Here is a 21,472-nt window from a genome sequence, read left to right as displayed (position 1 = left end):
CTGTATGACGTCGATCTTTAGCCCAAAATAAATGCCGGCACTATTTTTAAGGCTATTTTCAAGCCTCTTTTTTCAGGACTATCCTGTGCAGCATTCCGGTTATTTCAACTGGGCATCTGCCCCTTAGCACGCCAGCCCGCAGGCCGATTGGGGTTGAGCTGGCAGTAGTCCCTATCGGTGTCCTGTTGACGGCGAGATATGTTACATTAGCGCCCATTAGGTTAAAGAATTATCCAGCGAGTTACGCATCAACTGGCAGGCTGGGTGAGAGGTGAGCGCCCCCTCCGTCACCATGCCTACCGCACAATAGAGAGGCTCTGTCCCTATGAGCAAGATTCCCTCGCAGCGCGTGTCTAGCGGTGAAAAATTCCGCAATGAACATGGCATGTCGGTAATCAAGGATGGCATGAAGCAGCGCAAAGAGCAGGCAGAAGCCCCTACTCTTGAGCGCAAGCCAAAGTGGTTACGAGCTCAGATCCCGGGTGGCGAACGCTTTGAAGCGGTGAAGAAAAACGTCGCCACGCATCGACTTAGCACCGTATGTGCAGAATCACACTGCCCTAATATGGGCGAGTGCTGGAGCAACGGCACGGCCACTATCATGCTGATGGGGTCCGTCTGCACACGCGCATGCCGCTTCTGCGCAGTAGACACCGGCAACCCACAAGGATGGCTGGATCTTGAAGAGCCTGAAAACACGGCTAAGTCAGTCGAGCTGATGGGGCTGCGCTATATTGTACTGACCTCGGTAGATCGTGATGATCTAGACGATGGTGGTGCAACGCATTACGCCAACTGCGTAAGCGCTATTAAAGCGCGCACGCCGGACGTTGTCGTTGAGGCGTTAACACCCGACTTTGATGGCGAACTCACGGCAATTGAGCGCGTCGTTGATTCCGGGCTACAGGTATTTGCCCAAAACGTTGAAACCGTTGAGCGATTAACGGGGCGCGTACGTGACCGGCGTGCAGGCTATCGTAAAACTCTTGATGTGCTTGCTCATGCCAAGCGCTACCGTCCTGACATCATCACCAAAACCAGCATAATGCTGGGATTAGGTGAAACCGACGAAGAGATCTTACAAACGTTTGACGACCTGCGTGAAATAGGTGTCGACATTGTGACGCTTGGGCAATATCTGCGCCCAACCAAAAACCACTTGCCGGTAGAGCGCTGGGTAACACCAGAAGAATTTGATCGCTACCGTGAGATTGGTCTTGAAAAGGGCTTTATGGAAGTTCCATCAGGTCCGCTCGTGCGCTCAAGCTATCGCGCTGACCGCGTTTTTGAAAAGAATAACCTAGGCCTTGCCTCACCTGCAGCCATTCCCGGCCAGCATCAAGAACCCGATCCCAATCGTATTCCTACGTTCAATGTAGGCTAGGCATAAAAAAGCCGCTGTACTGAAAGCTAACCTCTAGGCTCCCGGTACAGCGGCAATTTATAGCATTGAGAAATCATGTATCTAGAACATAACGGTTCTAGACAAAAGCCCTAAAAAATTAGTGTGCTGGCAACGGCTCAACGAGCAATAAACGGCGCTTTAACTGAGCCGCTAACGCTTGCGCCAACTGATCGCCTACGCAGTGCTCATCAGGTAATGTCACAAAATCTGACAATTTCGCCATCGGCATGCCGGCATAACCACACGGATTAATGCGCAGAAAAGGCGATAAATCGCCATCCACGTTTAACGCCACCCCATGAAAACTGGCACCCCGTCTAATACGCAGCCCTAGCGAGGCGATTTTTTGCTCACCTGCCCCGCCAGCAACATAAACGCCAGGCGCGTCAGGTTTGGCATATGCATTAAGACCATAGCTGCTCAATACCTCAATCACCGCGCGCTCCAACGCGGTCACCAAATCACGCACACCGATCTTACCCCTGCGCACATCTAAAAGCGGATAAAGCACCACTTGGCCAGGGCCATGGTAGGTGACCTGACCGCCGCGATCAGTCTGCACAACTGGGATATCGCCGGGCATTAGCAAATGCTCCGGCTTACCTGCCTGGCCCTGAGTAAATACAGGGTCGTGCTCAACTAGCCAGAATTGATCAGGCGTATGCTCATCTCGGGTATCGGTCAGCGAGCGCATCGCCTCCCATATCGGAAGATACGGCTGGCGACCTAAACGATGTAGCTCAATCGGCGCCGAATCTTGCACGATTACACCACCATATGGACACGACCGGTAGCCTTTAGAGCATCAAACAATTGTTTTATTTGCTGCTCACCCGTTGCTCTAATCACCACACGCACTGACTGGAAACGCCCGTTTCGACTGTCAACCACCTGCATCGTGGTCGCATCGAAATCAGCAGCGTATTGCACAATGACTTGGCATACGCTGGCCGGAAAATCGTCCGCGGCGTCTCCTACGATTTTTAATGAATAATCACAGGGAAAGGTGATTTTAGGCGGCTCCAGCACTGCCGGCTGGCGCAAATCGCGGACTCCCTGAGGGACACCTTTTTTCATAGCAAACCTTTCATCGTCAATATACGTTTGGACTAATCAGCGAACATACCAACGTCAAACTAGTCGGTAAAGTTACTGATCAGACCGCTAAAGAAGCGCTGAACCTGATCAAACAGACGCTTGAACAGCCCACCCTCTTCAACATTTTCCAAAGCGACTAAACGACGCTCGCCCACGATTTCATCACCCAGGTGCACTTCTAGCGTACCCACCTCGTCGCCAATGGCAATCGGCGCTTTCAGGTCTGGATCAAGATTCAGGCGAGCGCGAAGTTCTTCATTACGATTGCGCGGCAGAGTCATGAAGACTTCTTCATCAACGCCGACTCGCAGTTCGTTAATATCACCACCCCAAACGCGCGGCGTAGCGAGAACAGCGCCACGCTCGTAAAGCTTCATCGTTTCAAAGAAGCGGAAGCCGTAGCTAAGCAGCTTTTGCGTTTCCTGAGCACGCGCTTCGTCAGAATTGGTGCCCATGACAACAGAAATCAAACGCATGTCGTCACGCTTTGCCGAAGATACCAAACAGAAACCCGCTTCGGTTGTCCAGCCAGTCTTAAGCCCATCTACCGAGGTGTCACGCCACAGCAAGCGATTGCGGTTGGGCTGATCAATGCCGCCAAAGGCGAAGGAGCGATGCGAGTAGATTTCATAATGGTCAGGATAATCATTGATGATATGGCGTGACAAGCGCGCCAGATCATGGGCGGTTGAGTAATGATTTTCAGCAGGCAAACCAGTAGCGTTCTGGAAGTTAGTGTCGTTCATGCCCAAACGCGTGGCGTGCTGATTCATCAGGTCTGCAAAAGGCGCTTCGCCACCGGCCAAATGCTCGGCCATGGCCACACTCGCATCGTTGCCTGAAACGATAATGATACCGTGGAGCAGGTTATCGACAGAAACTTGGTCGCCTACTTCAATAAACATTTTCGAGCCGCCGGTGCGCCAAGCGTTCTCGCTGACATTAACCATGTCGGTCAGATTGATGGTGCCTCGATTAAGCTCGCGCTCAACCAAGTAAGCGGTCATCAGCTTGGTCAGGCTGGCCGGGGGAAGGCGTTCATCCGAGTTATGCTCGGCCAATATGCGACCACTATTGGCATCCATGAGTATCCACGAACTTGCCGCTAACTGTGGTGCCGCCGGAATAATTGTTTGTGGCTGAGGAATTACCTGGGCAGCGGCAGGCAAAGTAACAGTTGCCATGGCAGCAAAAAGGCACAGCCGTGCAGAGCGGCCAATGGATGTAAACACGTTCATAACGTCATTCTCACTTACTTGAAAGCTTACTTGGAAAAAACAGCGGCGCGTCAGTTGCGCCGCCAGAAATAGATAGGCAGTGAATTATCGCACAACAAACACTTGAGGGAAGCCCGCTTGACGTAACGCTTCACGTGCTTGAGATTCTTGCGCTGGTGCAATAGGGCCCACCTGCACTCGATACATATCCGCGTCGTTCATTATACGCACTGAGTGCGGTTGTTCACCTTCCAACCGTTGCTGTAACTGCTGTGCACCTTCGGGACTACCCAAAGCGGCAATCTGTAGATACATAGCCCCACTGCTATCACCGGCTGTCGTAGGTGCCGATGGCTCTTGAACAACAGGCGCTTGAGCAACCGCTGTTTGAACAGGAGCAGCGGGCACGGGTGCAGCGGGCTGCTGCGTGGCAACGCTAGGCGACGGACGAGTCGCGGGCACCTGACTCACGACACGTTCCGGGGTTGCCCCACCACGTTCAGCGACCCAACGTTCGGAATCAATAGCCTCCACTTTCACAAGCCCCGTACCGTTATCGAGAAAGCCTAGCCGAGCCGCTGCCGCGTAGGACAAATCGATTTCACGATCACTGTGGAACGGGCCGCGATCGTTAACCCTGACAATAATCGACTGGCCGCTATCGAGACTTGTTACGCGCGCATAGGTAGGCAATGGCAGTGAACGGTGAGCTGCCGACATTTTATACATGTCGTAAATTTCCCCGTTTGAGGTGGCATAGCCATGAAATTTTTCACCATACCACGACGCCGTACCGCGTCTTTCGTAGCCTGTCGCATCAGGCAATACGTGGTACGTTTTGCCCCACACTTCATAGGTCGAACGGTTACCACCTGCTGAGGGTTGCTCAATACGCGGCTCTGCATCCGGCACTTTGGCAACATCCGGCGGCTCAATCGGGTAAGCATCGCCCGTTAACGCGTAGCGCCCTCCAGCCGTATTGGCAGCCGTTGGCGCTGGGGCCGTAGCGGCAGCTTGATTGGCTGAGCTGGGCGTATCAGTACGCTGAACGTTGTTGCTCGCACAGCCGCCAACCAATGCCATTATGGCGAGTACACCGCCCGCTCTCAGAGGCACTGTAAGCTGCATTTTCGCTAATCGTAACGCTGATAAATGAGCATTCATTCCTCGTCCTCATATCGCTCAGCAATCGCTTCTGATAGCTCAGCCACGGCCATTGCATACAGGTGACTATGGTTGTAGCGGGTAATAGCATAAAAATTATACTCACCAAACCGATAGTGCGTTTCACCATCAGCAAACTCAAGTGCCAGCGGTATCACCGGCAAATCGCTGTCTAACGGCTCGTTAGGCTCAATGCCGTGCGCGGAGAGCTCAGCAACACTCACCGTAGGCGCTGAGGTTTGATTGAACGAAAGTTCATCCAATAGCTCGACGGGCAATACGTCGGGGCCACTGGCCAGGTGATAGATAGGCGCGTCCTGCTTCCAACCATGTACGGCGAAGTAATTAGCAACACTGCCTATAGCATCGACTGGATTCTCCCACAGGTCACGAATTCCATCGCCATCAAAATCGACGGCGTAGGCTTGATAACTCGTAGGAATAAACTGCGGGTAACCCATAGCCCCAGCGTAAGAGCCCTGTAACTCAGCGGGATCAACATGCTGCTCATACGCTATGCGTAAGAAAGCGGCCAGTTCACCACGAAAAAACGCACCTCTTGTGGGGTGATAAAACGCCAGCGTCGCAAGCGAATCTAGCACACGGTGCTGCCCCTTATGACGCCCGTAATACGTTTCAACACCGATAATGGCGGTGATAACTTCTGCGGGAACTCCGTAGGTGCTTTCGGCACGTGCTAAAGCATCAGCATGAGCGTTAATAAATTCAGCGCCTTCTTGAATACGCTGCTCGGTCATAAAAATATTGCGATACTCGTACCAACGCAGGCGACGCTCCGCCGCTCCTTCCATAGCATCTAGCACGCTTTGCGTGTAACTCGCCTGCCCCAGCGCTTCTTCCACCCACGCTTTTGGCAGGCCCTCTGCGACGAGTTCATCTACCAGCGCTTGACTATCCGTATTGTACTGCGGAGCAACCTGCTGTTGAGACGCCTGCGAAGGCTCGTCGGCTAGCGCCGCTGGCGTTACCCAGCACATCAGCGCTGCTAAAAAATAGCTGCTCGTCCTGCCGTGAATCCCGTTCATTTTTCTACTCCTGAACATTTCATTCCTGAGGCCTCCATTCCCGAGCAACGCGCGCGAACAGCACAAGTGGAGCCTTGCACATTATCTCTAACGCGACAGCAGCCGACGGTGGGCATGTATAGACATGAGAATACCGAAACCCGCTAACAAGGTCACGCTTGAGGTGCCACCATAACTCACCAGCGGTAGCGGCACGCCTACAACAGGCAGAATTCCGCTCACCATGCCCATGTTGACAAACACATAGATAAAAAACGTCAATATAATGCTGCCTGCGACCAAGCGACCAAAGGTATCCTGAGCAGAGCTTGCCATCCATAAACCGCGACTCACGATCAGCAGATACAAACACAGCAGCACCAGCATCCCCACCAACCCGAACTCTTCTCCTAATACGGCAATAATGAAATCCGTATGCCGCTCGGGTAAAAACTCTAGCTGCGACTGAGTGCCTTGAAGCCAGCCTTTACCCCATATTCCACCACTGCCAATGGCCGTGGTCGATTGAATAATATTCCAACCCGAACCCAACGGGTCGCTTTCAGGGTTTAAAAACGTTAGTACCCGTTGACGTTGATAATTATGCATATTCATCCACAGTACCGGAACGCCCGCGGCGCCCAGTACGGCAATAAATCCTATCAATCGCCACGACAAGCCTGCTAGCAGCACCACAATTAACGCCGCGCTGGCGACTAAAAGCGAGGTTCCCAGGTCTGGCTGAATCGCCGTTAACACTACCGGCACCCCAATAATCACACCACATACGATGATATCGCGCAGGCGCGGCGGTAGTTCACAGCGGCTAAGGTAGGCCGCCACCATTATAGGAGCCGCTAATTTCATCATCTCGGAGGGCTGAAAACGAATCACGCCGGGAATTTCCAACCACCGCTTGGCACCCATCCCCACATCGCCAACTAAATCAACCGCCAATAGCATTGCTACACCGATCCCGTAGCCAAGTGGCGCCCAGCGTAGAAAAGTCGACGGAGAGAACTGCGCAATAATCACCATCACCGTCAGCGCTAGGCAAAAACGCACGCCTTGAGCAATGACAGAGTCAAGAGACTGACCAGAGGCGCTATAAAGAACCACTAAACCACCGCCCATCAAGACGAGCAGTAGCCCCAGTAACCAAGGGTCAAGATGGATTCGCTCCCAAATACTTTTACGCCGTGAAATACCGCTATCCGGCGGACGGACGGGATGGCCACGCATTGATCGAGCTATAAAATGCCACGGCATGGCTTAGTTTCCCTCCACATTGGCATTATCATCCGCTAGCGCTTCGCGCACTTCTTCCACGTCAGGCGCTTCATCCTCTAGAAGCCAAGCATCGGTCATGGCCCGCGCCAGGTGGGCAGCATGCGTACTACCGCCACCGGCATTCTCAACAATAACGGAAACAGCGATTTGAGGGTCGTCTAACGGTGCAAACGCCACAAACAACGCGTGGTCACGCAGCCGCTCTGCTAGCTCATCCGCGTTATAGCGCTGGTCTTGACCTAGCGAAAACACTTGCGCAGTGCCTGACTTACCGCCCATACGATACTCAAGTCCAGCGCCGGTGCGGCGAGCGGTTCCTTCGCTACCGCTTAACACCTTTTCCATACCGCTGAAAACGCGATCCCACCAGCCATCGTTGGCCAACGTTATATCGTCCAAGGTGTCTGGGAGGTCTCGGGGAACAGGTGTATCGCCAATTTGGCGCGCTAGCCGTGGCCTAACCCAGTGGCCGCGGTTGGCCAGCGTCGCAGTGGCGCTAGCAAGCTGCAAAGGCGTCACCTGCCAATAACCCTGCCCGATGCCTACTGACAGGGTTTCACCCGGGTACCAGGGCTGGTTAAAGCGCCCACGCTTCCAATCCCGAGAAGGCATTAGAGCGCCACTTTCGCCCTGAACGTCGTACGCCACGCGCCGACCGAAACCAAAGTCACTCATGCGATCATGCAGGCTATCAATACCCAAGTCATGGGCCAAGGTATAGAAGTAAGTGTTATTAGATACCGCTAACGCTCGCTCTAAATCTACCCGCCCGTGCCCCCAACGCAGCCAGTTGCGGTAGCGGCGCGTATCGTTAGGCAATTGATAGTAGCCAGGGTCATTAATCGTGCTGTCAGGTGTAATCACGCCCTCGGAAAGCCCCGCCAGCGCTAAAAAAGGTTTAATTGTAGAGCCAGGTGGATAGTGGCCACGAATGGCGCGGTTAAACAAAGGCAGATCAAGATTTTCCTGCAGAGCGCGATAAGAAGCCACATCGATACCGGTGACAAACTGGTTACTATCAAACCCTGGTGTGGACACCATCGCCAGAATTTCGCCCGTTGCAGGCGCGATAGCGACGATAGAGCCGCGACGGCCATCAAGCAGCTCATACGCGAGCATTTGAAGCGATTTATCCAACGTTAAAGTCAGGTTTTCGCCTGGCACAGGGTCGGTTCGCCCCAGCTCTCTTAGTACTCGACCGCGGGCATTGGTTTCTACCTTGCGCAAGCCCGCCTGGCCGTGAAGCTCTTCTTCATAAAAGCGCTCGATGCCCGTTTTGCCAATAAAATGCGTGCCCGCATAGCGGCCCGCATCCAGGGTCTCCATTTCTTGGGCGTTTATACGTCCCACATAGCCCAATGCGTGGGCCATGACTTCAGCATCGGGATAAAAGCGCAGCGGCTGGGCCTCCACTTCTACACCCGGTAGTCGATGGCGATTAACCGCTAAACGCGCAATTTGCTCTTCACTAAGATCGCTGGTCAATAGCGCGGGCTGATAAGGTCGTTGACGCTGACGCGAGCGAACATTGAATGCCTCAATCTCTTCTTCAGGCAACTCGAGCAGGTCGACTAAAAGCGCCAGCGTTTCATCTAAATTATCGACCCGCTCACGCACCAACGTTAAGTTATAGGTCGGACGATTTTCTGCCAGCAGAACGCCATTACGGTCGTAAATCAAACCTCGGTTGGGCGGCAGTGGCTCCACGCGTACACGGTTATTTTCAGAGCGTGTGCTGTACAAATCATGTTGAACGATTTGTAAGTAGACCAATCGGCTCGTTAATAGGCAGGCAAGTAACAACACGGCTAAGATAGCGATCAGCGCCCTGACTCGAAAAATACGCAGCTCTTGCTCGGAGTTTTTAAGCGTGTTGGGGCGCTTGAGCATGGCAAAAATGACTCTCAAATCGAATAATGAGCGCCGCAAGTCGAGAACAGTGGTTGCCCACCATTCAATCTTTAGCGGTGATAGGGATGGCCCACTAGCAGTGTCCAAGCACGATATAGCTGCTCAGCCAGCATAATACGAACCAGAGGATGAGGTAGCGTTAAAGGGGAAAGCGACCAGGCTTTTTCCGCCATCGCCGAAAGCGAAGGCTCAAGCCCATCGGGCCCACCGACCAGCAGAACAATATCGCGCCCGGTCATACGCCAATCATCGGCTTCCTGGGCTAATTGCTCGGTGGTCCACGGCTTACCTTTCACTTCCAATGCAACAACGTACTCATCACCACGCAGCTTATCGCGAATCCGCTGTGCTTCTTGAGCACGCGCTTTTGCAATGTCGGCATTTTTGCCACGTTGCCCAAGCGCAATTTCTTCAATCTCGAGATTAAAATCTCGCGGCAGCCGTTTGCGGTAGGTCTCCACGCCCTCTTCTACCCAGGCAGGCATTTTGTTACCCACGGCTAACAGCCGAATTTTCATGACATACTGGCCCGCTCGCGGAAGCGTTCAAGCGATTCGTCAATAGCGTTAGAGTCGCTCGGCAAATCAGCCCAAAGACGCTCTAGATCATACAAAAGCCGCGCTTCAGGCATCATGACGTGCACTACAATGTCGCCTAGGTCGACAAGCACCCAGTCAGCATTATCGCCACCTTCAACACCCAGAGGACGCAGCCCGGCCGCTTTGGCTTTTTCAACCACGTTTTGGGCAATCGCGGCTACGTGCCGAGTAGATGTACCACTGGCAATCAGCATGAGGTCAGTGACCTCGGTTAATTTGGAAACATCCAAGTGCGTAATGTCACGTGCTTTTAGCTCTTCTAGCGCGTCAACCGCTAGGCTTTTCAATGTATCGATGTGCATGACTCCTAAAGACAACCTCGTTCGATAACCGGTCAATAAAGCCGGCCATTGTAACGGCTTCTTTGCTGACTGCCAGCGCTATATCTCACTGCTGATAAAGTCCGTGGTGCTTAATGGCCTGCTCAACGGGCTCTGGCATCAAATAACGCACGCTTTTGCCTTGATATAAACACTCGCGAATGCCCGTGGCGGAAATTGCCAACAATGAAGGCAGTTCAAGGAATAAATATCCCCCGCGGGGGCTCTGCATCAATTGTTCTACGCTATCGACTCCACGTTGCCCCACCAGTTCCGTTAATGATTCAGGCAACGCGTCACTGTAGCCAGGCCGCGCAATGACCACCAAGTGGGCCAGTGCAAATATGCGTTCAGGCTGATGCCACTGCGCAAGCCGCAGGAAGGCATCATAGCCAATGGCCATTACTAAGCGGGCATGCTCGCCATAATGGGCTCGCAGCTCGGCCAGCGTATCGACACTGTAGGAAGGCCCGCCGCGCTGCAGCTCACGGTCATCCGCGACAAGTCCTGGGGTGTCACCGATACCCACCTGTAACAGTGACAAGCGCTGCTGGGCAGATACCTGCGGGCGTCCGCGCAGCGGTGGCTGCTGCGCTGGAATCATATGCAACTGATCAAGCGCCAGCGCCTCGTGTAGCTCCACGGCACTACGCAAATGGCCCAGATGAACGGGGTCAAATGTGCCGCCAAGCATACCAACACGAGGTTCGTGGCTGCTCATTTCACCCCCTTATTATTCCACCTAATCACTCGCGCACCTGCCCGTCACCAAACACCACGTACTTACGTGTTGTAAGCCCTTCTAACCCTACCGGGCCACGGGCATGAAGCTTATCGGTTGAAATACCAATCTCAGCGCCTAAGCCGTACTCAAAACCGTCGGCGAAACGCGTTGATGCATTGACGATCACTGAGCTGGAATCAACTTCAGCCATAAAGCGTCGTGCCAGCGAGTAATCTTGAGTGACAATCGCATCGGTATGATGGGAGCCGTAAAACTCTATGTGCGCAATGGCTTCCTCGATGCCATCAACGATTTTGATGGCCAGAATCGGAGCTAAATACTCCGCTGTCCAGTCGGCATCCGTGGCAGCAATGGCTTGGGGCAATAGCGCCAGCGTACGCTGGCAGCCACGCAGCTCAACGTCATGCTCGCCATAAGCGCGCGCTAGCTCAGGCAACAGCAGGTCTGCAATCGGCGCATCCACCAGCAGTGTTTCCATCGTGTTGCAGGTGCCATAACGATGTGTTTTGGCATTGACAGCAATCGCTAGTGCTTTAGCGGGATCCGCCGTTGTATCAATGTACACATGGCATACGCCGTCCAAATGTTTGATCACCGGCACGCGCGCTTCACGGGAGATACGCTCAATCAATGATTTCCCGCCCCGCGGAATAATCACATCAACATACTCGGGCATACTGATCATTTCACCGACGGCCGCGCGATCAGTCGTGGCAACCACCTGCACGCTTCCAGCGGGCAGCCCTACATCCGCAAGCCCTGCTTGAATACAAGCGCTGATGGCAGCGTTGGATGCACTAGCCTCCGACCCGCCGCGTAAAATACAGGCATTACCCGACTTCAAGCACAGGCTTGCGGCTTCCAGCGTCACGTTAGGACGTGACTCATAAATAATACCGATAACGCCTAGCGGCACGCGCATTTTACCCACCTGAATACCGCTGGGTCGGTACTGCATATCGTCAATCTCGCCCACCGGATCAGGCAGCGCTGCCACATGATGAAGGCCTTCAATCATGCTACTAACCCGCACATCGTCCAGCGCTAAACGATCTAGTAGCGCGCTCTCTAAACCGTTTTCACGACCGCGCTGTAAATCTGCTGCATTGGCGTCTAAAATGCGTGCGCGTGCAGCCTTTAAGCGATCGGCAATGGCGAATAAAGCACGATTTTTCAAGCCAGTATCCGCTCGCCGCAGCTCACTGGCAGCGTGCCGAGCCGCCTGCCCCAGTGCCTGCATGTAGGCGGGCACATCACCGCTAGAAAGGTGTTGAAGGGCCCCGCTTTGGAACGGTGTTGAAACGCTCATGCTGTCTCCGCGCGTCGTCGCGCATACTCGGTTATAGGTGCCCTAAGCACTGGCTAGGGTCGTCAACTAATACTGCTTCTTCAAGGCCGGCAAGCATGCTCGCGTTGCCGTTTTTCACGCTGATAAAGATGTTACGCCTTTTGGACGTTATGCTAAGGATGACTAAGGCGCTAATGTATACAGCGTACGTTTACCATCCTGCGCTCACCCATTTGCCTAAGCGCGCCAGATTATTCAGGACGATAGGTTACTCAGGACGAATAATAAGCCACCATGCAAAGCAAGTACAAAATCGGCCTATTACGAGCCAATCTATTCGCCGCTGCCGCCGCCTTAGCGTTTTGGGCACCCGCCCCGTCCAACGCTGCCAGCATAGTGCTTTGGCTTTCCGTCGGCTGGCTGTGTATCACTGCGCTAGTGCTCGACTTTAGCCACCGCCGCTCACGAGGGCTGTCATGGCAAATAGTACCCGGCGCACTATTGATGGGGTTAATAGCCACAGCACCAGAGCAGCGCAGCATTTTAATTTGGGCGTGGGCTGCCATGCTGATGTTACCGCAACGCAGATGGGGCACTGCCTTTACTCTAAGTGCTGCGCTGATTAGTACGGCAATGGTGGCACCTCAGTTGGACACCCCGACTCTCATACTCTTGTTAGCTAGCGTGATAATACTCAGTTTGATCGCCCTGTCGCGGGCACAGCAACTTATCGATATGAACGGGGCTATTCGCCAACGCTTACGCTTGATACCAGGTCTAAATCTATGGGCTGAGGAGCAGCTGCTTCGTGATATCCCTCGGGAGCAGCGGCGCTGTCAACGCGAGGGAACGCACGCCGAAATATTTATTCTGCATGTGAAACGCCACCAGCTTTGGCCCACTGCACATAAACTGTGCGACCTGACACACGCGTTCGAAAACGTCTATCGCATCAACAACACAACGTTGGTCACGATACTGCTTGCCCGCTCTGTGCAAGAGACAGCACACCGGCGCCGCATACTGCTAACTGCGCTGCCAGATGTTACAACGAGCGAACATTTTGGATTAACGGATATCGATGCCGCTACGCTAGCGCAAATGAGCAAGCAATCGATAGCGCGAGAGACAACATGACACAGCAGCGCATCCCAAGACGCTTAATGGCGCAAGCCTACGGGTCAAGCATTGTACTGATGGCAAGCTATGCGCTTTGGCTTTATGCGATGGGGGAATATCGTGATTTATTAATTCCTACCTTTACAACGCTGCTACTCATATCGGCACTTTTGATGCACATGGGGCAAAAGCTAGCGGCTTACCTACCCCGCATGATTTTACTCTGCAGTGTCTACGCCGTAGTACTTGGCGCATTTTACTATCAGCCGCAGGTGTCACCTATTTGGCTAGGCCTCCCTGTTATCGCTGCATTTTTGCTATTGCCACTGTCGGCTGCGATTACCATCAACATAATCGCAGGGCCGCTGTGGTGGCTATTACCTGCCGTGGCTAATTCATCACCTTCGAATGTCGTGGGCTACGTCACATTAACGCTTCTTCTCGCCTTACCGCGCTGGGAGCATGCCCGTCGCCAAGCACTGCTACGCGCCACCGACCCAAACGACAGCGACTGTAACGCTTACCATATTGATACGCTTAAAGAGCGGCTGCATAGTGAATACCAGCGCGCAGAGATGCTTAATAAGCAGCTAGCCCTGTTAGTATTGCACCTTCCCCAGCTAGATATGGCCGAGGAGCAGTTTGGCCAGCGCACCAAAACAGCACTGCTAGCCGTTCTGTGCAGTGAGGTTCACAGCCGCTGCCGCGACCATGATGTTCTGGGGCGTACGAGCAATGCTACTTTCTGGCTTGTGCTGCCAGATACCAGTGAAAGCGGTGCACTATTGGTCCGTGAACGCTTACAGCGGGCACTTTCTCGGTGTGTTTTGGTCGAAACAGGGCAACTTGAAGTACGTATTGCAGCCTGCATACCTGCTCGCGTAGAAAGTTTCGAACGTTATTTAAGCCGTTTAGAAGCACGCGGCGCGGCTATCGCGCACGCTTAGCCTCCGTTTACTTATTATTCAAACATTTAGCTGGAGAGGCTTGTGTCCTTCGCTGATACGCTACAGTCTTTAACGTTATCCCCACCGCTGTTACTTTGCCTAGTTCTCGTTATTGCACTTGTCGAGTCTCTAGCGCTAGTGGGCCTGCTAGTACCTGGCGTTATGTTAATAACCACGATGGCTTCATTAGCTGGCCATCAGGATATTGCCCTGGCATGGTTGATAGGCGCGGCCTTCATCGGCGCCGTTTTAGGCGATGGCATTAGCTTTTCACTGGGTTTTAAACATCGCGAGCAGGTGACTCAGCGCTGGCCACTGTCGCAGCACCCTGAATGGCTAGATCGGGGTACGCGCTTCTTTAAGCGCTATGGCGTTTCATCCGTTTTTATTGGCCGTTTTGTAGGCCCAGTGAGGCCCATCATTCCATTAGTGGCAGGCATGATGCGCATGCCGCCGCGCACTTTTGTGTTGGCCAACATAATCTCAGCAGCGCTTTGGGCGCCCGCCTATATACTGCCCGGCTATTTGCTTGGGCGCGCTTGGCAGCACCATCTAAATCTACCGCCCGGCTTAGAAGCGGGCTTAGTGATACTCGCGTTTATCATTATTGTATTGGCGGTTATTTTCTCTTGGGGCCGGCATCAGGCGTCGCGCCATGGTCGGCTTTATCGCATCATTGCCGGAAGTATTCGCCGCATCCCGCTATTACGACGTCCTTGGCTTGCAATGAGCCAAGCGGGCGATGTCCCGCTGGCGTCGTTGCTGCTGCTAGTGATCGCGTTAGGCAGCTTGTCTGGCTGGACATTGCTGGTTATCAATCATCACGGCCCGCTGGAAATGGATTTACTCGTTCAGCGCATGTTCGTATGGCTGCACAGCGATATCACCTACATAATCGCGAATGTTTTTGCTCGAATCGGCGACACCTACGGTATTATCGCGTTAACGCTGCCCTGGGCAATCTGGATGCTGGTGCGCAATAGGTGGGATGCTCTATTGCATTGGAGCGGCGCATTAGGCGGCGTAGCGATGCTCAACACACTGATTAAGGAGCTGTTTGCTCGTCCTCGCCCAGGCACCCCGGACTACTTAATGGGCTCGTTTTCTTATCCCAGCGCCCATACATCAACGGCCGTGGTTCTGTTGGGTCTGGCGGCAGCTTTTATTGCTGCCGAACTACCGCGACAACAACGTTTTTGGGCCTACTGGGTAGCCCTCTCTTTTGCGCTACCGATGGCACTATCGCGGTTGGTGGTGGGGGTGCATTGGTTTAGCGATCTTGTTGGCGGGGCATTATTAGGGCTGGTGGTATGTGCACTGACACTGCTTCATTGGCAGCAGCAGCCTCGAGCGTGTTTACGCCCCTGCCCATGGCTGCTGCTATGTGTGGCATCTTTAGTACTTATTAGCGCCCGCGTAGGACTGCTGCCACCGGTTTAGCGACCAGGTATTAGCTAACCCAGCGCCAGCCACAGGGCCACGCCAATCATCAGCGTACCGGCTATGCGATTTAGCAAACGCACGTTGCCGCTTTTACCCAGCACGTTGCGCAACGTTTTGCCGCCAGTGGCATAGACCAGCATACTCGCAAACTCGATAGTCAAAATCACTGCAATCAGAAGACTGAGCTGGCCAAACAGAGGGCGGCCACCGTCCAAGAATGGCGGCAGCAAAACCATAAAAAAGGCCCATCCTTTAGGATTGGCTACGGCCGTGACAAACCCTTGCGTTACCAATTGAAGGCGGCTGGCCGGTGGGCCGGCATCCAGCTCGCTAGGAATCGCCATACGCCCACGCGAGCGCCACATCATGATGCCTAAATAACCGAGATAGGCGCCCCCAACCCATTTAAACAGCACAAATAATTCAGGCTGACGCAGCATGAGCGCGGCAACGCCCGCACCGGCGGCGGCGGCGACTAAGCCCACGCCCGCCAGTTCCCCGATCATCATCCATAGCGTCCGCTTAACGCCCTGGGTCATCCCAAGCACCATGGCGAGCGTCATGCACATCCCTGGCGTTAGTGAAACAAAGAGAAACGTTGGCACAAAAACCGAAAGTGTCGCCCAAGACATCATCTATAAATCTTCCTGTGCAGAAGGAGGAGTCGCCGCACTACCAGCTTCGCCCCAGCGAGGGAGCAAAGTATGTTCAATGCCCAGCTGGTTAAGAATACGCGCTACGATAAAATCAATAAGATCATCAATGCTCTGAGGGCGATGATAAAATCCTGGTGCAGCAGGCAAAATGACCACCCCCAGGCGGCTCAACGCCAGCATGTGCTCAAGATGAATGGGCGACAGCGGGCTTTCGCGCGGCACCAGCACCAGCGTGCGCCGCTCTTTAATAGCGACATCCGCGGCCCGCTCAATCAAGTTATTACTGGCCCCTGTTGCGATAGCTGACAGCGATCCAGTGGAGCACGGGCAAACGACCATGGCTGAGGGCGCGCCTGAACCGGATGCCACGGGTGCCATCCAGTCCTCACGCCCAAAGCAGCGTATTTGCCCAGCCTGCGCCCCACTGCGCTCACTGAGCGCCTCCACTAAACGCTGGGGCTGCGCGGGGAGTGAGAAAGGCGTTTCTGTTGCGATCACCATGTGGGCTGCTTTTGACACCATAACCCATACTTCATGACCGGCGGCGACCAATACATCAATCAGGCGTAAGCCATATTGCGCCCCCGAGGCGCCCGTCAGCGCCACCGTAATCGGCTTTTTGAACGATGTACCGCTTGTGTTTGTCACGCTTGGCTCTCCTTGGCGATTGTTAGCGCGGCAAGCAGGCGCTCATGAACGCCCTCAAAACCACCGTTGGACATGACCACAATACGATCTAGCGGTGACGCCTGACTAACCACGGCCTCTACTAGCGCCGTGATCTCGCTAAATAGCTGCCCACGGCCATCTTGTTCGGCGACAAGCTCCTCCATCGACCAGTCCAACCCGCTGGGTTGAAACCAAAACACGGCATCAGCATCAGCAACGCTTTCAAGCAAACGCTCGCGTAGCGCGCCTAAACGCATGGTATTTGAGCGTGGCTCAATAACGGCCAGCAAGCGGCCTTTGGTAGTGGCGGCACGTAGCCCTTTGAGCGTGGCGGCAATGGCCGTGGGGTGATGGGCAAAATCATCAATTACCTGAATACCATTGATTTCACCACGCACTTCCTGGCGCCGCTTGGGCGTTTCAAACCGCGCCAATGCAGCGCAACCACGGGCTAAATCAACCCCGCACAGGTGCGCGGCTGCTAGCGCGGCAAGCGCATTACGCGCGTTATGCTCTCCCGTTAACGGCCACTCAACGACAGCATCTTCATCCTGGCCGTGCTCATCCGCGCAGTGGATGACCTGAAAGCGGCTGGCATCAGCACGTTCTAAGCGCAGCTGCCACTGGCTATTGTTTTGATTGCCAAAGCGCGCGACCGGCGTCCAGGCTCCCTGCTCCAGAACGCGGTCCAGGGCGGGCTGCTCATCAGCGACCAGCAAATGACCTTGGCTGGGCACGGTGCGAATCAAGTGATGGAACTGGCGCTCAATGGCGGCCAGGTCGGGAAAGATATCAGCATGGTCAAATTCAAGATTATTGAGAATCGCGATACGAGGGCGATAGTGAACAAACTTGGAGCGCTTATCGAAGAAGGCCGTGTCATATTCATCGGCCTCGACTATAAACGGCGCCTGTGGATCGCCTAGCCGTGCCGATACGCCAAAGTTGCGCGGCACGCCGCCAATCAAGAAGCCCGGTGCTAAACCGGCGCTTTCTAATAGCCACGCGACAACGCTAGCCGTCGTGGTTTTGCCATGGGTGCCGGCAACGGCAATAACGCGCCGCCCTGGCAGCACGTGCTCAGCCAACCATTGCGCACCCGAGGTATACGGCACGCCGCTATTAAGTAGCGCTTCGACCTCTGCATTACCGCGTGATAACGCATTACCTACGATGACAAGATCGGGAGCTGGCGATAAATGCTCTGCTGTATAACCCTCCATCAAGGTAATCCCAGCATCAGTCAACTGAGTACTCATGGGCGGATAAACATTCTTATCAGAGCCGCTAACTTCATGCCCCAGCTCGCGCGCCAGTAACGCTAGGCTGCCCATAAAGGTGCCGCAGATACCAATAATATGAAGGTGCATGCCTCTCGCCCCGTTAATCGCCAATAAATGATTTCAACTAGTTAACTGCCCATAAATGCATTACAAAATAGGCGCAAAAATAGCTAAATAGCCTAGCATGCTGGTGCAATTTGCTCATCACCTCATCGTTATAAACCGCGATTAACGCCCGTCAAAGCTCTTCAAGTGACAAATCCCTTCAGTTGTTGCAGGATGCGGCCACTCTTTATGCGTTTTATCGCCAATTCGTCGACCCACTTGTCATGCTGTTATCAGCCAAGGAGCCCTATATGCGCATTCTTATTCGCTACTTTTTCCGTGGTCTTCGCGCCGTACTCGCCCCCGTTATGATTGTCTCGGAAAAGCTCACTACACCGACGTCAATTGAGCGCACGCCTGAAGATCAGGCTCGCGTTGATCAAGCGTGCCAGGGCCTTACACTGTATCAATTTCGCACCTGCCCTTTTTGCATAAAGGTACGTAAAGAGATTGCACGCCTGGGATTGAATATTGAGTTACGCGATACTCAGCTTGACCCCGCCCACAAGCAGGCGCTCTTAGAAGGCGGCGGCAAAAGTAAAGTGCCGTGTTTAAAGATCGCTCATGACGATGGGCGTGAGGAATGGATGTACGAGTCAGATACTATTAATAGCTGGCTGCATCAGCAGTTCGGTTGAGCGACACAAGAAGGCCCGGCGCAGTTGGGCCTTAGATTTAAAACTCTATCTTCTGCGCCTCGATATCGAACGTCACGTCAATATCAATGCTTTCATTGGGATCCGGCGCATCACCTAGCTGAACTTGAAGCGCCAGCATCCCTTGGATGGTGCCCGCTACATGCACCGTTTGGCCATCACGCTCGTAGTGCGTCAGTGAAACCGTCACGTCACCGCCGTCAGAAGTATATAAAGGCGGGGACGTCGATGTGCCAATAAGCTGAAGAACGGCGGCACTCAACAACTGACCGTCACGCACAGTTAGGCTAATAGACAGCGCCTCTTGCGCATCCCAGCGCTCAGGGTCGATAAAACCGGTGATATCGATGTTAATGTCGTCACCAAATTCGACGAACGAGGCATTGGAGTCATCACCTTGGCTTAATACAAACCACTCTTGTGAATCGCCCTCAAGCATTCCTGTAATGTCCGGCGATTGCTGCAGCGATTGATCAGAGGCCACGCTACCGACGGGCAGCCACCCTGCTATTACGGCGATGCCAATTTGTTTCCACATGGTGAGTCCCTCTCTGATGTTTGCGCTATTTTACCTGCAATGCTTTTGCCGAGTCAGTAGGCGATTGTACGCCGTCCTTAGCGCTGTCATTTAGTAGACGAATGATGCCTGTCATTATTTCGATTGTATGAGGCTATGGGTATTCACTATGTTGTTAGCATAGCTTACGAGCTGACCGTGTCTGTTTTACTGGCGTTTTCTCAATTTAACGTATCGCTCGATACAAGAAAACATCCGTAAAATTAATAATAAACAATGAATAAAGGGAACGAATATGACGTTCAAGAAGACTCTGCTAGCGACTGTTATTGGTGCAGTGGTTGCCGGTACGACGCTGCTGCCGATGACGGCTAGCGCTGAAACGTTGCGCATTGGTTACTCCGCTGATCCTGAAACGCTTGATCCACACGAGCAGCTATCCGGCGGCATGCTGCGCCTATCGCATTTAACGTTTGACCCGCTAGTACGCTGGACAAAAGACTTTCAATTCGAGCCTCGCCTAGCCAGTGAGTGGGAACAGGTCGACGAAACCACCATGCGCATGACACTGCGTGAAGGCGTCACTTTCCACTCGGGTAACCCCTTCACTGCCAAAGACGTGGTTTGGACCATTGAGCGTTTAAAAGAAAGCCCTGACTACCGCGCCATTTTTGAGCCGGTAGCGAGCGTCGAAGCCATTGACGACTATACCGTTGAAATCGTGACTACTGAGCCTTACCCGCTGCTGCTTAACCTCGCCACCTATATATTCCCAATGGATAGCGAGTACTACAGCGGTGAAACTGACGATGGCAAAGACAAAGCTGAAATAGTTAAAGCCGGTAACTCCTTCGCTTCACGCAACGTTTCAGGCACTGGCCCCTTCGTTGTCACCGACCGCCGCCAGGGCGTACGGGTTGATTTCGAGCGCTTTGACGACTATTGGGACACCGAAAGCGAAGGCAACGTTTCAAGCATCGTGTTAACCCCTATTGCTGAAAATGCCTCACGCGTTGCTGCCCTGCTTTCAGGCGGTGTCGACTTCATTGATGCCGTACCGCCCAATGACTTAGATCGCGTGCGGGAAGCCAACGGCGTTGATTTAGTTGAGATTGACGGTACACGCATTATTGGCCTCCAAATGAACGAAGAGCGTGTGGAAGCCTTCCAGGACGCTCGCGTTCGTCAAGCCGTTGATTTAGCCATCAATCAGGAAGGTATTGCCGATCGTTTGATGCGCGGCTTCGCGACACCGGCTGGCCAGTTCTCACCGATGGGCTACTCAGGTCACAACTCGGATTTAGTGCCGCGCTATGACATTGAGCGTGCCAAAGAGCTAATGGCCGAAGCAGGCTATGAAGATGGCTTCAGCGTTGAGATGATCGCGCCCAACAACCGCTATGTGAACGATGCTCAAATCGCTCAAGCGGTATCCAACATGCTGGCGCAAATTAATATTAATGTTAACCTGCGCACCATGCCGCTTGCCCAGTATTGGCCGGAGTACGATACGCGCGAATCTGATATGGCGCTGCTTGGCTGGCACTCGGATACCGAAGACACCGCTAACTTCTTCCAGTACCTCTCCTTCTGCATTGATGATGAATCTGGCGCTGGCCAATATAACTACGGCAACTATTGCAACGAAGAAATCGATGCATTGGTCACCGCAGCTGATAGCGAAGTCGACCTAGAAAAACGCAACGAAATGCTCCGCGAAGCTGAAGCTATGCTGTATGAAGATGCCGGCTTCATCATGCTGCATTGGCAGAATCTGGCCTACGCCGCCGCAGAGGGTATCGACATTGAGCCAGTGGTCAACGCCATTGACTTCCCTTACCTAGGTGACCTGGTCATTAATCGCAGCGATGATTAATCAATCCATCGCGAGTTAGTGACACAGCGTTAAGCAAGTCACTGCAGCGTTAATTGCAAAAGAGTTAGCCGCAAGCATGCTTCGTTCCTTAAGCGTTTAAGGGGCGAAGCCTTTTAATTGGCGGTCAATAATTCTGCAT

Annotated in this window: 21 protein-coding genes; 6 read left to right on the top strand and 15 right to left on the bottom strand. The window is 53.5% G+C overall.

What is annotated here, in order from left to right; genetic code table 11:
• Nucleotides 1-325: 325 nt before the first annotated feature.
• On the top strand, nt 326-1,384 hold the full coding sequence (lipA, locus tag CIK78_RS09960) for a lipoyl synthase (RefSeq protein WP_096279591.1): 1,059 nt from the start codon (nt 326-328) through the stop codon (nt 1,382-1,384).
• 118 nt (nt 1,385-1,502) lie between these two features.
• Here the strand turns inward: lipA and lipB are convergent, their stop codons facing one another.
• From lipB to CIK78_RS09905, 11 genes are all read right to left on the bottom strand, one after another.
• Nucleotides 1,503-2,168: a lipoyl(octanoyl) transferase LipB gene (gene lipB, locus CIK78_RS09955; RefSeq protein WP_096279589.1), complete on the bottom strand. Its 666-nt coding sequence runs from the start codon at nt 2,166-2,168 to the stop codon at nt 1,503-1,505.
• A gap of 2 nt (nt 2,169-2,170) precedes the next feature.
• Nucleotides 2,171-2,482, bottom strand: a complete 312-nt coding sequence (locus tag CIK78_RS09950) for a DUF493 domain-containing protein (RefSeq protein ID WP_096279587.1) — start codon at nt 2,480-2,482, stop codon at nt 2,171-2,173.
• 59 nt (nt 2,483-2,541) lie between these two features.
• Nucleotides 2,542-3,741: a D-alanyl-D-alanine carboxypeptidase family protein gene (locus tag CIK78_RS09945; protein ID WP_096279585.1), complete on the bottom strand. Its 1,200-nt coding sequence runs from the start codon at nt 3,739-3,741 to the stop codon at nt 2,542-2,544.
• An 84-nt stretch (nt 3,742-3,825) separates the two neighbouring features.
• Entirely contained in the window at nt 3,826-4,848 is a 1,023-nt protein-coding gene (locus CIK78_RS09940; protein ID WP_096282345.1) for a septal ring lytic transglycosylase RlpA family protein, read from the bottom strand.
• Between the two features lie 32 nt (nt 4,849-4,880).
• Nucleotides 4,881-5,930, bottom strand: coding sequence for a lytic murein transglycosylase B (gene mltB / locus CIK78_RS09935; protein WP_096279583.1), 1,050 nt, complete (start codon nt 5,928-5,930; stop codon nt 4,881-4,883).
• A gap of 87 nt (nt 5,931-6,017) precedes the next feature.
• Nucleotides 6,018-7,178: a rod shape-determining protein RodA gene (gene rodA, locus CIK78_RS09930; RefSeq protein WP_096279581.1), complete on the bottom strand. Its 1,161-nt coding sequence runs from the start codon at nt 7,176-7,178 to the stop codon at nt 6,018-6,020.
• A gap of 3 nt (nt 7,179-7,181) precedes the next feature.
• Nucleotides 7,182-9,089, bottom strand: a complete 1,908-nt coding sequence (gene mrdA, locus CIK78_RS09925; protein WP_096279579.1) for a penicillin-binding protein 2 — start codon at nt 9,087-9,089, stop codon at nt 7,182-7,184.
• Nucleotides 9,090-9,160: 71 nt separating this feature from the next.
• The gene (rlmH, locus tag CIK78_RS09920; protein WP_096279577.1) at nt 9,161-9,628 is read right to left on the bottom strand and encodes a 23S rRNA (pseudouridine(1915)-N(3))-methyltransferase RlmH; all 468 of its coding nucleotides are present in this window, start codon (nt 9,626-9,628) and stop codon (nt 9,161-9,163) included.
• Nucleotides 9,625-10,011, bottom strand: coding sequence for a ribosome silencing factor (gene rsfS / locus CIK78_RS09915; RefSeq protein ID WP_096279575.1), 387 nt, complete (start codon nt 10,009-10,011; stop codon nt 9,625-9,627). Before rsfS ends, rlmH begins: the two co-directional genes overlap by 4 nt.
• Nucleotides 10,012-10,096: 85 nt before the next feature.
• The gene (gene nadD / locus CIK78_RS09910; protein ID WP_096279573.1) at nt 10,097-10,750 is read right to left on the bottom strand and encodes a nicotinate-nucleotide adenylyltransferase; all 654 of its coding nucleotides are present in this window, start codon (nt 10,748-10,750) and stop codon (nt 10,097-10,099) included.
• Between the two features lie 25 nt (nt 10,751-10,775).
• Nucleotides 10,776-12,083 carry a glutamate-5-semialdehyde dehydrogenase gene (locus tag CIK78_RS09905; protein ID WP_096279571.1) on the bottom strand — a complete coding sequence of 436 codons (1,308 nt, stop codon included), beginning with the start codon at nt 12,081-12,083 and terminating at the stop codon, nt 10,776-10,778.
• A 273-nt stretch (nt 12,084-12,356) separates the two neighbouring features.
• Between CIK78_RS09905 and CIK78_RS09900 the strand changes: the two genes are divergently transcribed.
• From CIK78_RS09900 to CIK78_RS09890, 3 genes are read left to right on the top strand one after another with little or no spacing between them, the layout of a single operon-like run.
• A complete protein-coding gene (locus tag CIK78_RS09900) occupies nt 12,357-13,199 on the top strand; it encodes a hypothetical protein (RefSeq protein ID WP_096279569.1) in 843 nt (280 codons plus the stop codon).
• Nucleotides 13,196-14,128, top strand: coding sequence for a diguanylate cyclase (locus tag CIK78_RS09895; protein WP_096279567.1), 933 nt, complete (start codon nt 13,196-13,198; stop codon nt 14,126-14,128). The genes CIK78_RS09900 and CIK78_RS09895 overlap by 4 nt, the downstream gene beginning before the upstream one ends.
• A gap of 42 nt (nt 14,129-14,170) precedes the next feature.
• On the top strand, nt 14,171-15,568 hold the full coding sequence (locus CIK78_RS09890; protein WP_096279565.1) for a bifunctional DedA family/phosphatase PAP2 family protein: 1,398 nt from the start codon (nt 14,171-14,173) through the stop codon (nt 15,566-15,568).
• Between the two features lie 14 nt (nt 15,569-15,582).
• Here the strand turns inward: CIK78_RS09890 and CIK78_RS09885 are convergent, their stop codons facing one another.
• Genes CIK78_RS09885 through mpl form a run of 3 tightly spaced genes read right to left on the bottom strand, consistent with a single transcriptional unit; the run spans nt 15,583 to nt 18,266 of the window.
• The gene (locus CIK78_RS09885; RefSeq protein WP_176483389.1) at nt 15,583-16,206 is read right to left on the bottom strand and encodes a LysE family translocator; all 624 of its coding nucleotides are present in this window, start codon (nt 16,204-16,206) and stop codon (nt 15,583-15,585) included.
• Complete coding sequence (locus CIK78_RS09880; protein ID WP_096279563.1) at nt 16,207-16,875, bottom strand: flavin prenyltransferase UbiX; 669 nt, start codon at nt 16,873-16,875, stop codon at nt 16,207-16,209.
• Nucleotides 16,872-18,266: a UDP-N-acetylmuramate:L-alanyl-gamma-D-glutamyl-meso-diaminopimelate ligase gene (mpl, locus tag CIK78_RS09875; protein ID WP_096279561.1), complete on the bottom strand. Its 1,395-nt coding sequence runs from the start codon at nt 18,264-18,266 to the stop codon at nt 16,872-16,874. The genes CIK78_RS09880 and mpl overlap by 4 nt, the downstream gene beginning before the upstream one ends.
• Before the next feature lie 269 nt (nt 18,267-18,535).
• Between mpl and CIK78_RS09870 the strand changes: the two genes are divergently transcribed.
• On the top strand, nt 18,536-18,922 hold the full coding sequence (locus CIK78_RS09870) for a glutaredoxin (RefSeq protein ID WP_096279559.1): 387 nt from the start codon (nt 18,536-18,538) through the stop codon (nt 18,920-18,922).
• Between the two features lie 37 nt (nt 18,923-18,959).
• Here CIK78_RS09870 and CIK78_RS09865 read toward each other — a convergent pair whose 3' ends face one another.
• The gene (locus CIK78_RS09865; RefSeq protein WP_096279558.1) at nt 18,960-19,478 is read right to left on the bottom strand and encodes a hypothetical protein; all 519 of its coding nucleotides are present in this window, start codon (nt 19,476-19,478) and stop codon (nt 18,960-18,962) included.
• Between the two features lie 274 nt (nt 19,479-19,752).
• Here CIK78_RS09865 and CIK78_RS09860 point away from each other — a divergent pair, with 274 nt between their 5' ends.
• Nucleotides 19,753-21,333: an ABC transporter substrate-binding protein gene (locus tag CIK78_RS09860; protein WP_096279557.1), complete on the top strand. Its 1,581-nt coding sequence runs from the start codon at nt 19,753-19,755 to the stop codon at nt 21,331-21,333.
• The last annotated feature ends 139 nt before the right edge of the window (nt 21,334-21,472 follow it).

Source organism: Halomonas sp. JB37, from assembly GCF_002332255.1.
GTDB lineage: Bacteria > Pseudomonadota > Gammaproteobacteria > Pseudomonadales > Halomonadaceae > Vreelandella > Vreelandella casei.
The sequence above is the reverse complement of the archived record's forward strand: the minus strand, read 5'-3'. Positions and strand labels throughout refer to the sequence as shown.

What these genes read in the sequence shown, in the direction of transcription:
- lipA (WP_096279591.1), top strand. Translation starts at nt 326, where the DNA reads ATGAGCAAGATTCCCTCGCAGCGCGTGTCTAGCGGTGAAAAATTCCGC.
- CIK78_RS09950 (WP_096279587.1), bottom strand. Translation starts at nt 2,482, where the DNA reads ATGAAAAAAGGTGTCCCTCAGGGAGTCCGCGATTTGCGCCAGCCGGCA.
- CIK78_RS09945 (WP_096279585.1), bottom strand. Translation starts at nt 3,741, where the DNA reads ATGAACGTGTTTACATCCATTGGCCGCTCTGCACGGCTGTGCCTTTTT.
- CIK78_RS09940 (WP_096282345.1), bottom strand. Translation starts at nt 4,848, where the DNA reads ATGCAGCTTACAGTGCCTCTGAGAGCGGGCGGTGTACTCGCCATAATG.
- mltB (WP_096279583.1), bottom strand. Translation starts at nt 5,930, where the DNA reads ATGAACGGGATTCACGGCAGGACGAGCAGCTATTTTTTAGCAGCGCTG.
- rodA (WP_096279581.1), bottom strand. Translation starts at nt 7,178, where the DNA reads ATGCCGTGGCATTTTATAGCTCGATCAATGCGTGGCCATCCCGTCCGT.
- mrdA (WP_096279579.1), bottom strand. Translation starts at nt 9,089, where the DNA reads ATGCTCAAGCGCCCCAACACGCTTAAAAACTCCGAGCAAGAGCTGCGT.
- rlmH (WP_096279577.1), bottom strand. Translation starts at nt 9,628, where the DNA reads ATGAAAATTCGGCTGTTAGCCGTGGGTAACAAAATGCCTGCCTGGGTA.
- rsfS (WP_096279575.1), bottom strand. Translation starts at nt 10,011, where the DNA reads ATGCACATCGATACATTGAAAAGCCTAGCGGTTGACGCGCTAGAAGAG.
- nadD (WP_096279573.1), bottom strand. Translation starts at nt 10,750, where the DNA reads ATGAGCAGCCACGAACCTCGTGTTGGTATGCTTGGCGGCACATTTGAC.
- CIK78_RS09905 (WP_096279571.1), bottom strand. Translation starts at nt 12,083, where the DNA reads ATGAGCGTTTCAACACCGTTCCAAAGCGGGGCCCTTCAACACCTTTCT.
- CIK78_RS09900 (WP_096279569.1), top strand. Translation starts at nt 12,357, where the DNA reads ATGCAAAGCAAGTACAAAATCGGCCTATTACGAGCCAATCTATTCGCC.
- CIK78_RS09895 (WP_096279567.1), top strand. Translation starts at nt 13,196, where the DNA reads ATGACACAGCAGCGCATCCCAAGACGCTTAATGGCGCAAGCCTACGGG.
- CIK78_RS09885 (WP_176483389.1), bottom strand. Translation starts at nt 16,206, where the DNA reads ATGATGTCTTGGGCGACACTTTCGGTTTTTGTGCCAACGTTTCTCTTT.
- mpl (WP_096279561.1), bottom strand. Translation starts at nt 18,266, where the DNA reads ATGCACCTTCATATTATTGGTATCTGCGGCACCTTTATGGGCAGCCTA.
- CIK78_RS09870 (WP_096279559.1), top strand. Translation starts at nt 18,536, where the DNA reads ATGCGCATTCTTATTCGCTACTTTTTCCGTGGTCTTCGCGCCGTACTC.
- CIK78_RS09865 (WP_096279558.1), bottom strand. Translation starts at nt 19,478, where the DNA reads ATGTGGAAACAAATTGGCATCGCCGTAATAGCAGGGTGGCTGCCCGTC.
- CIK78_RS09860 (WP_096279557.1), top strand. Translation starts at nt 19,753, where the DNA reads ATGACGTTCAAGAAGACTCTGCTAGCGACTGTTATTGGTGCAGTGGTT.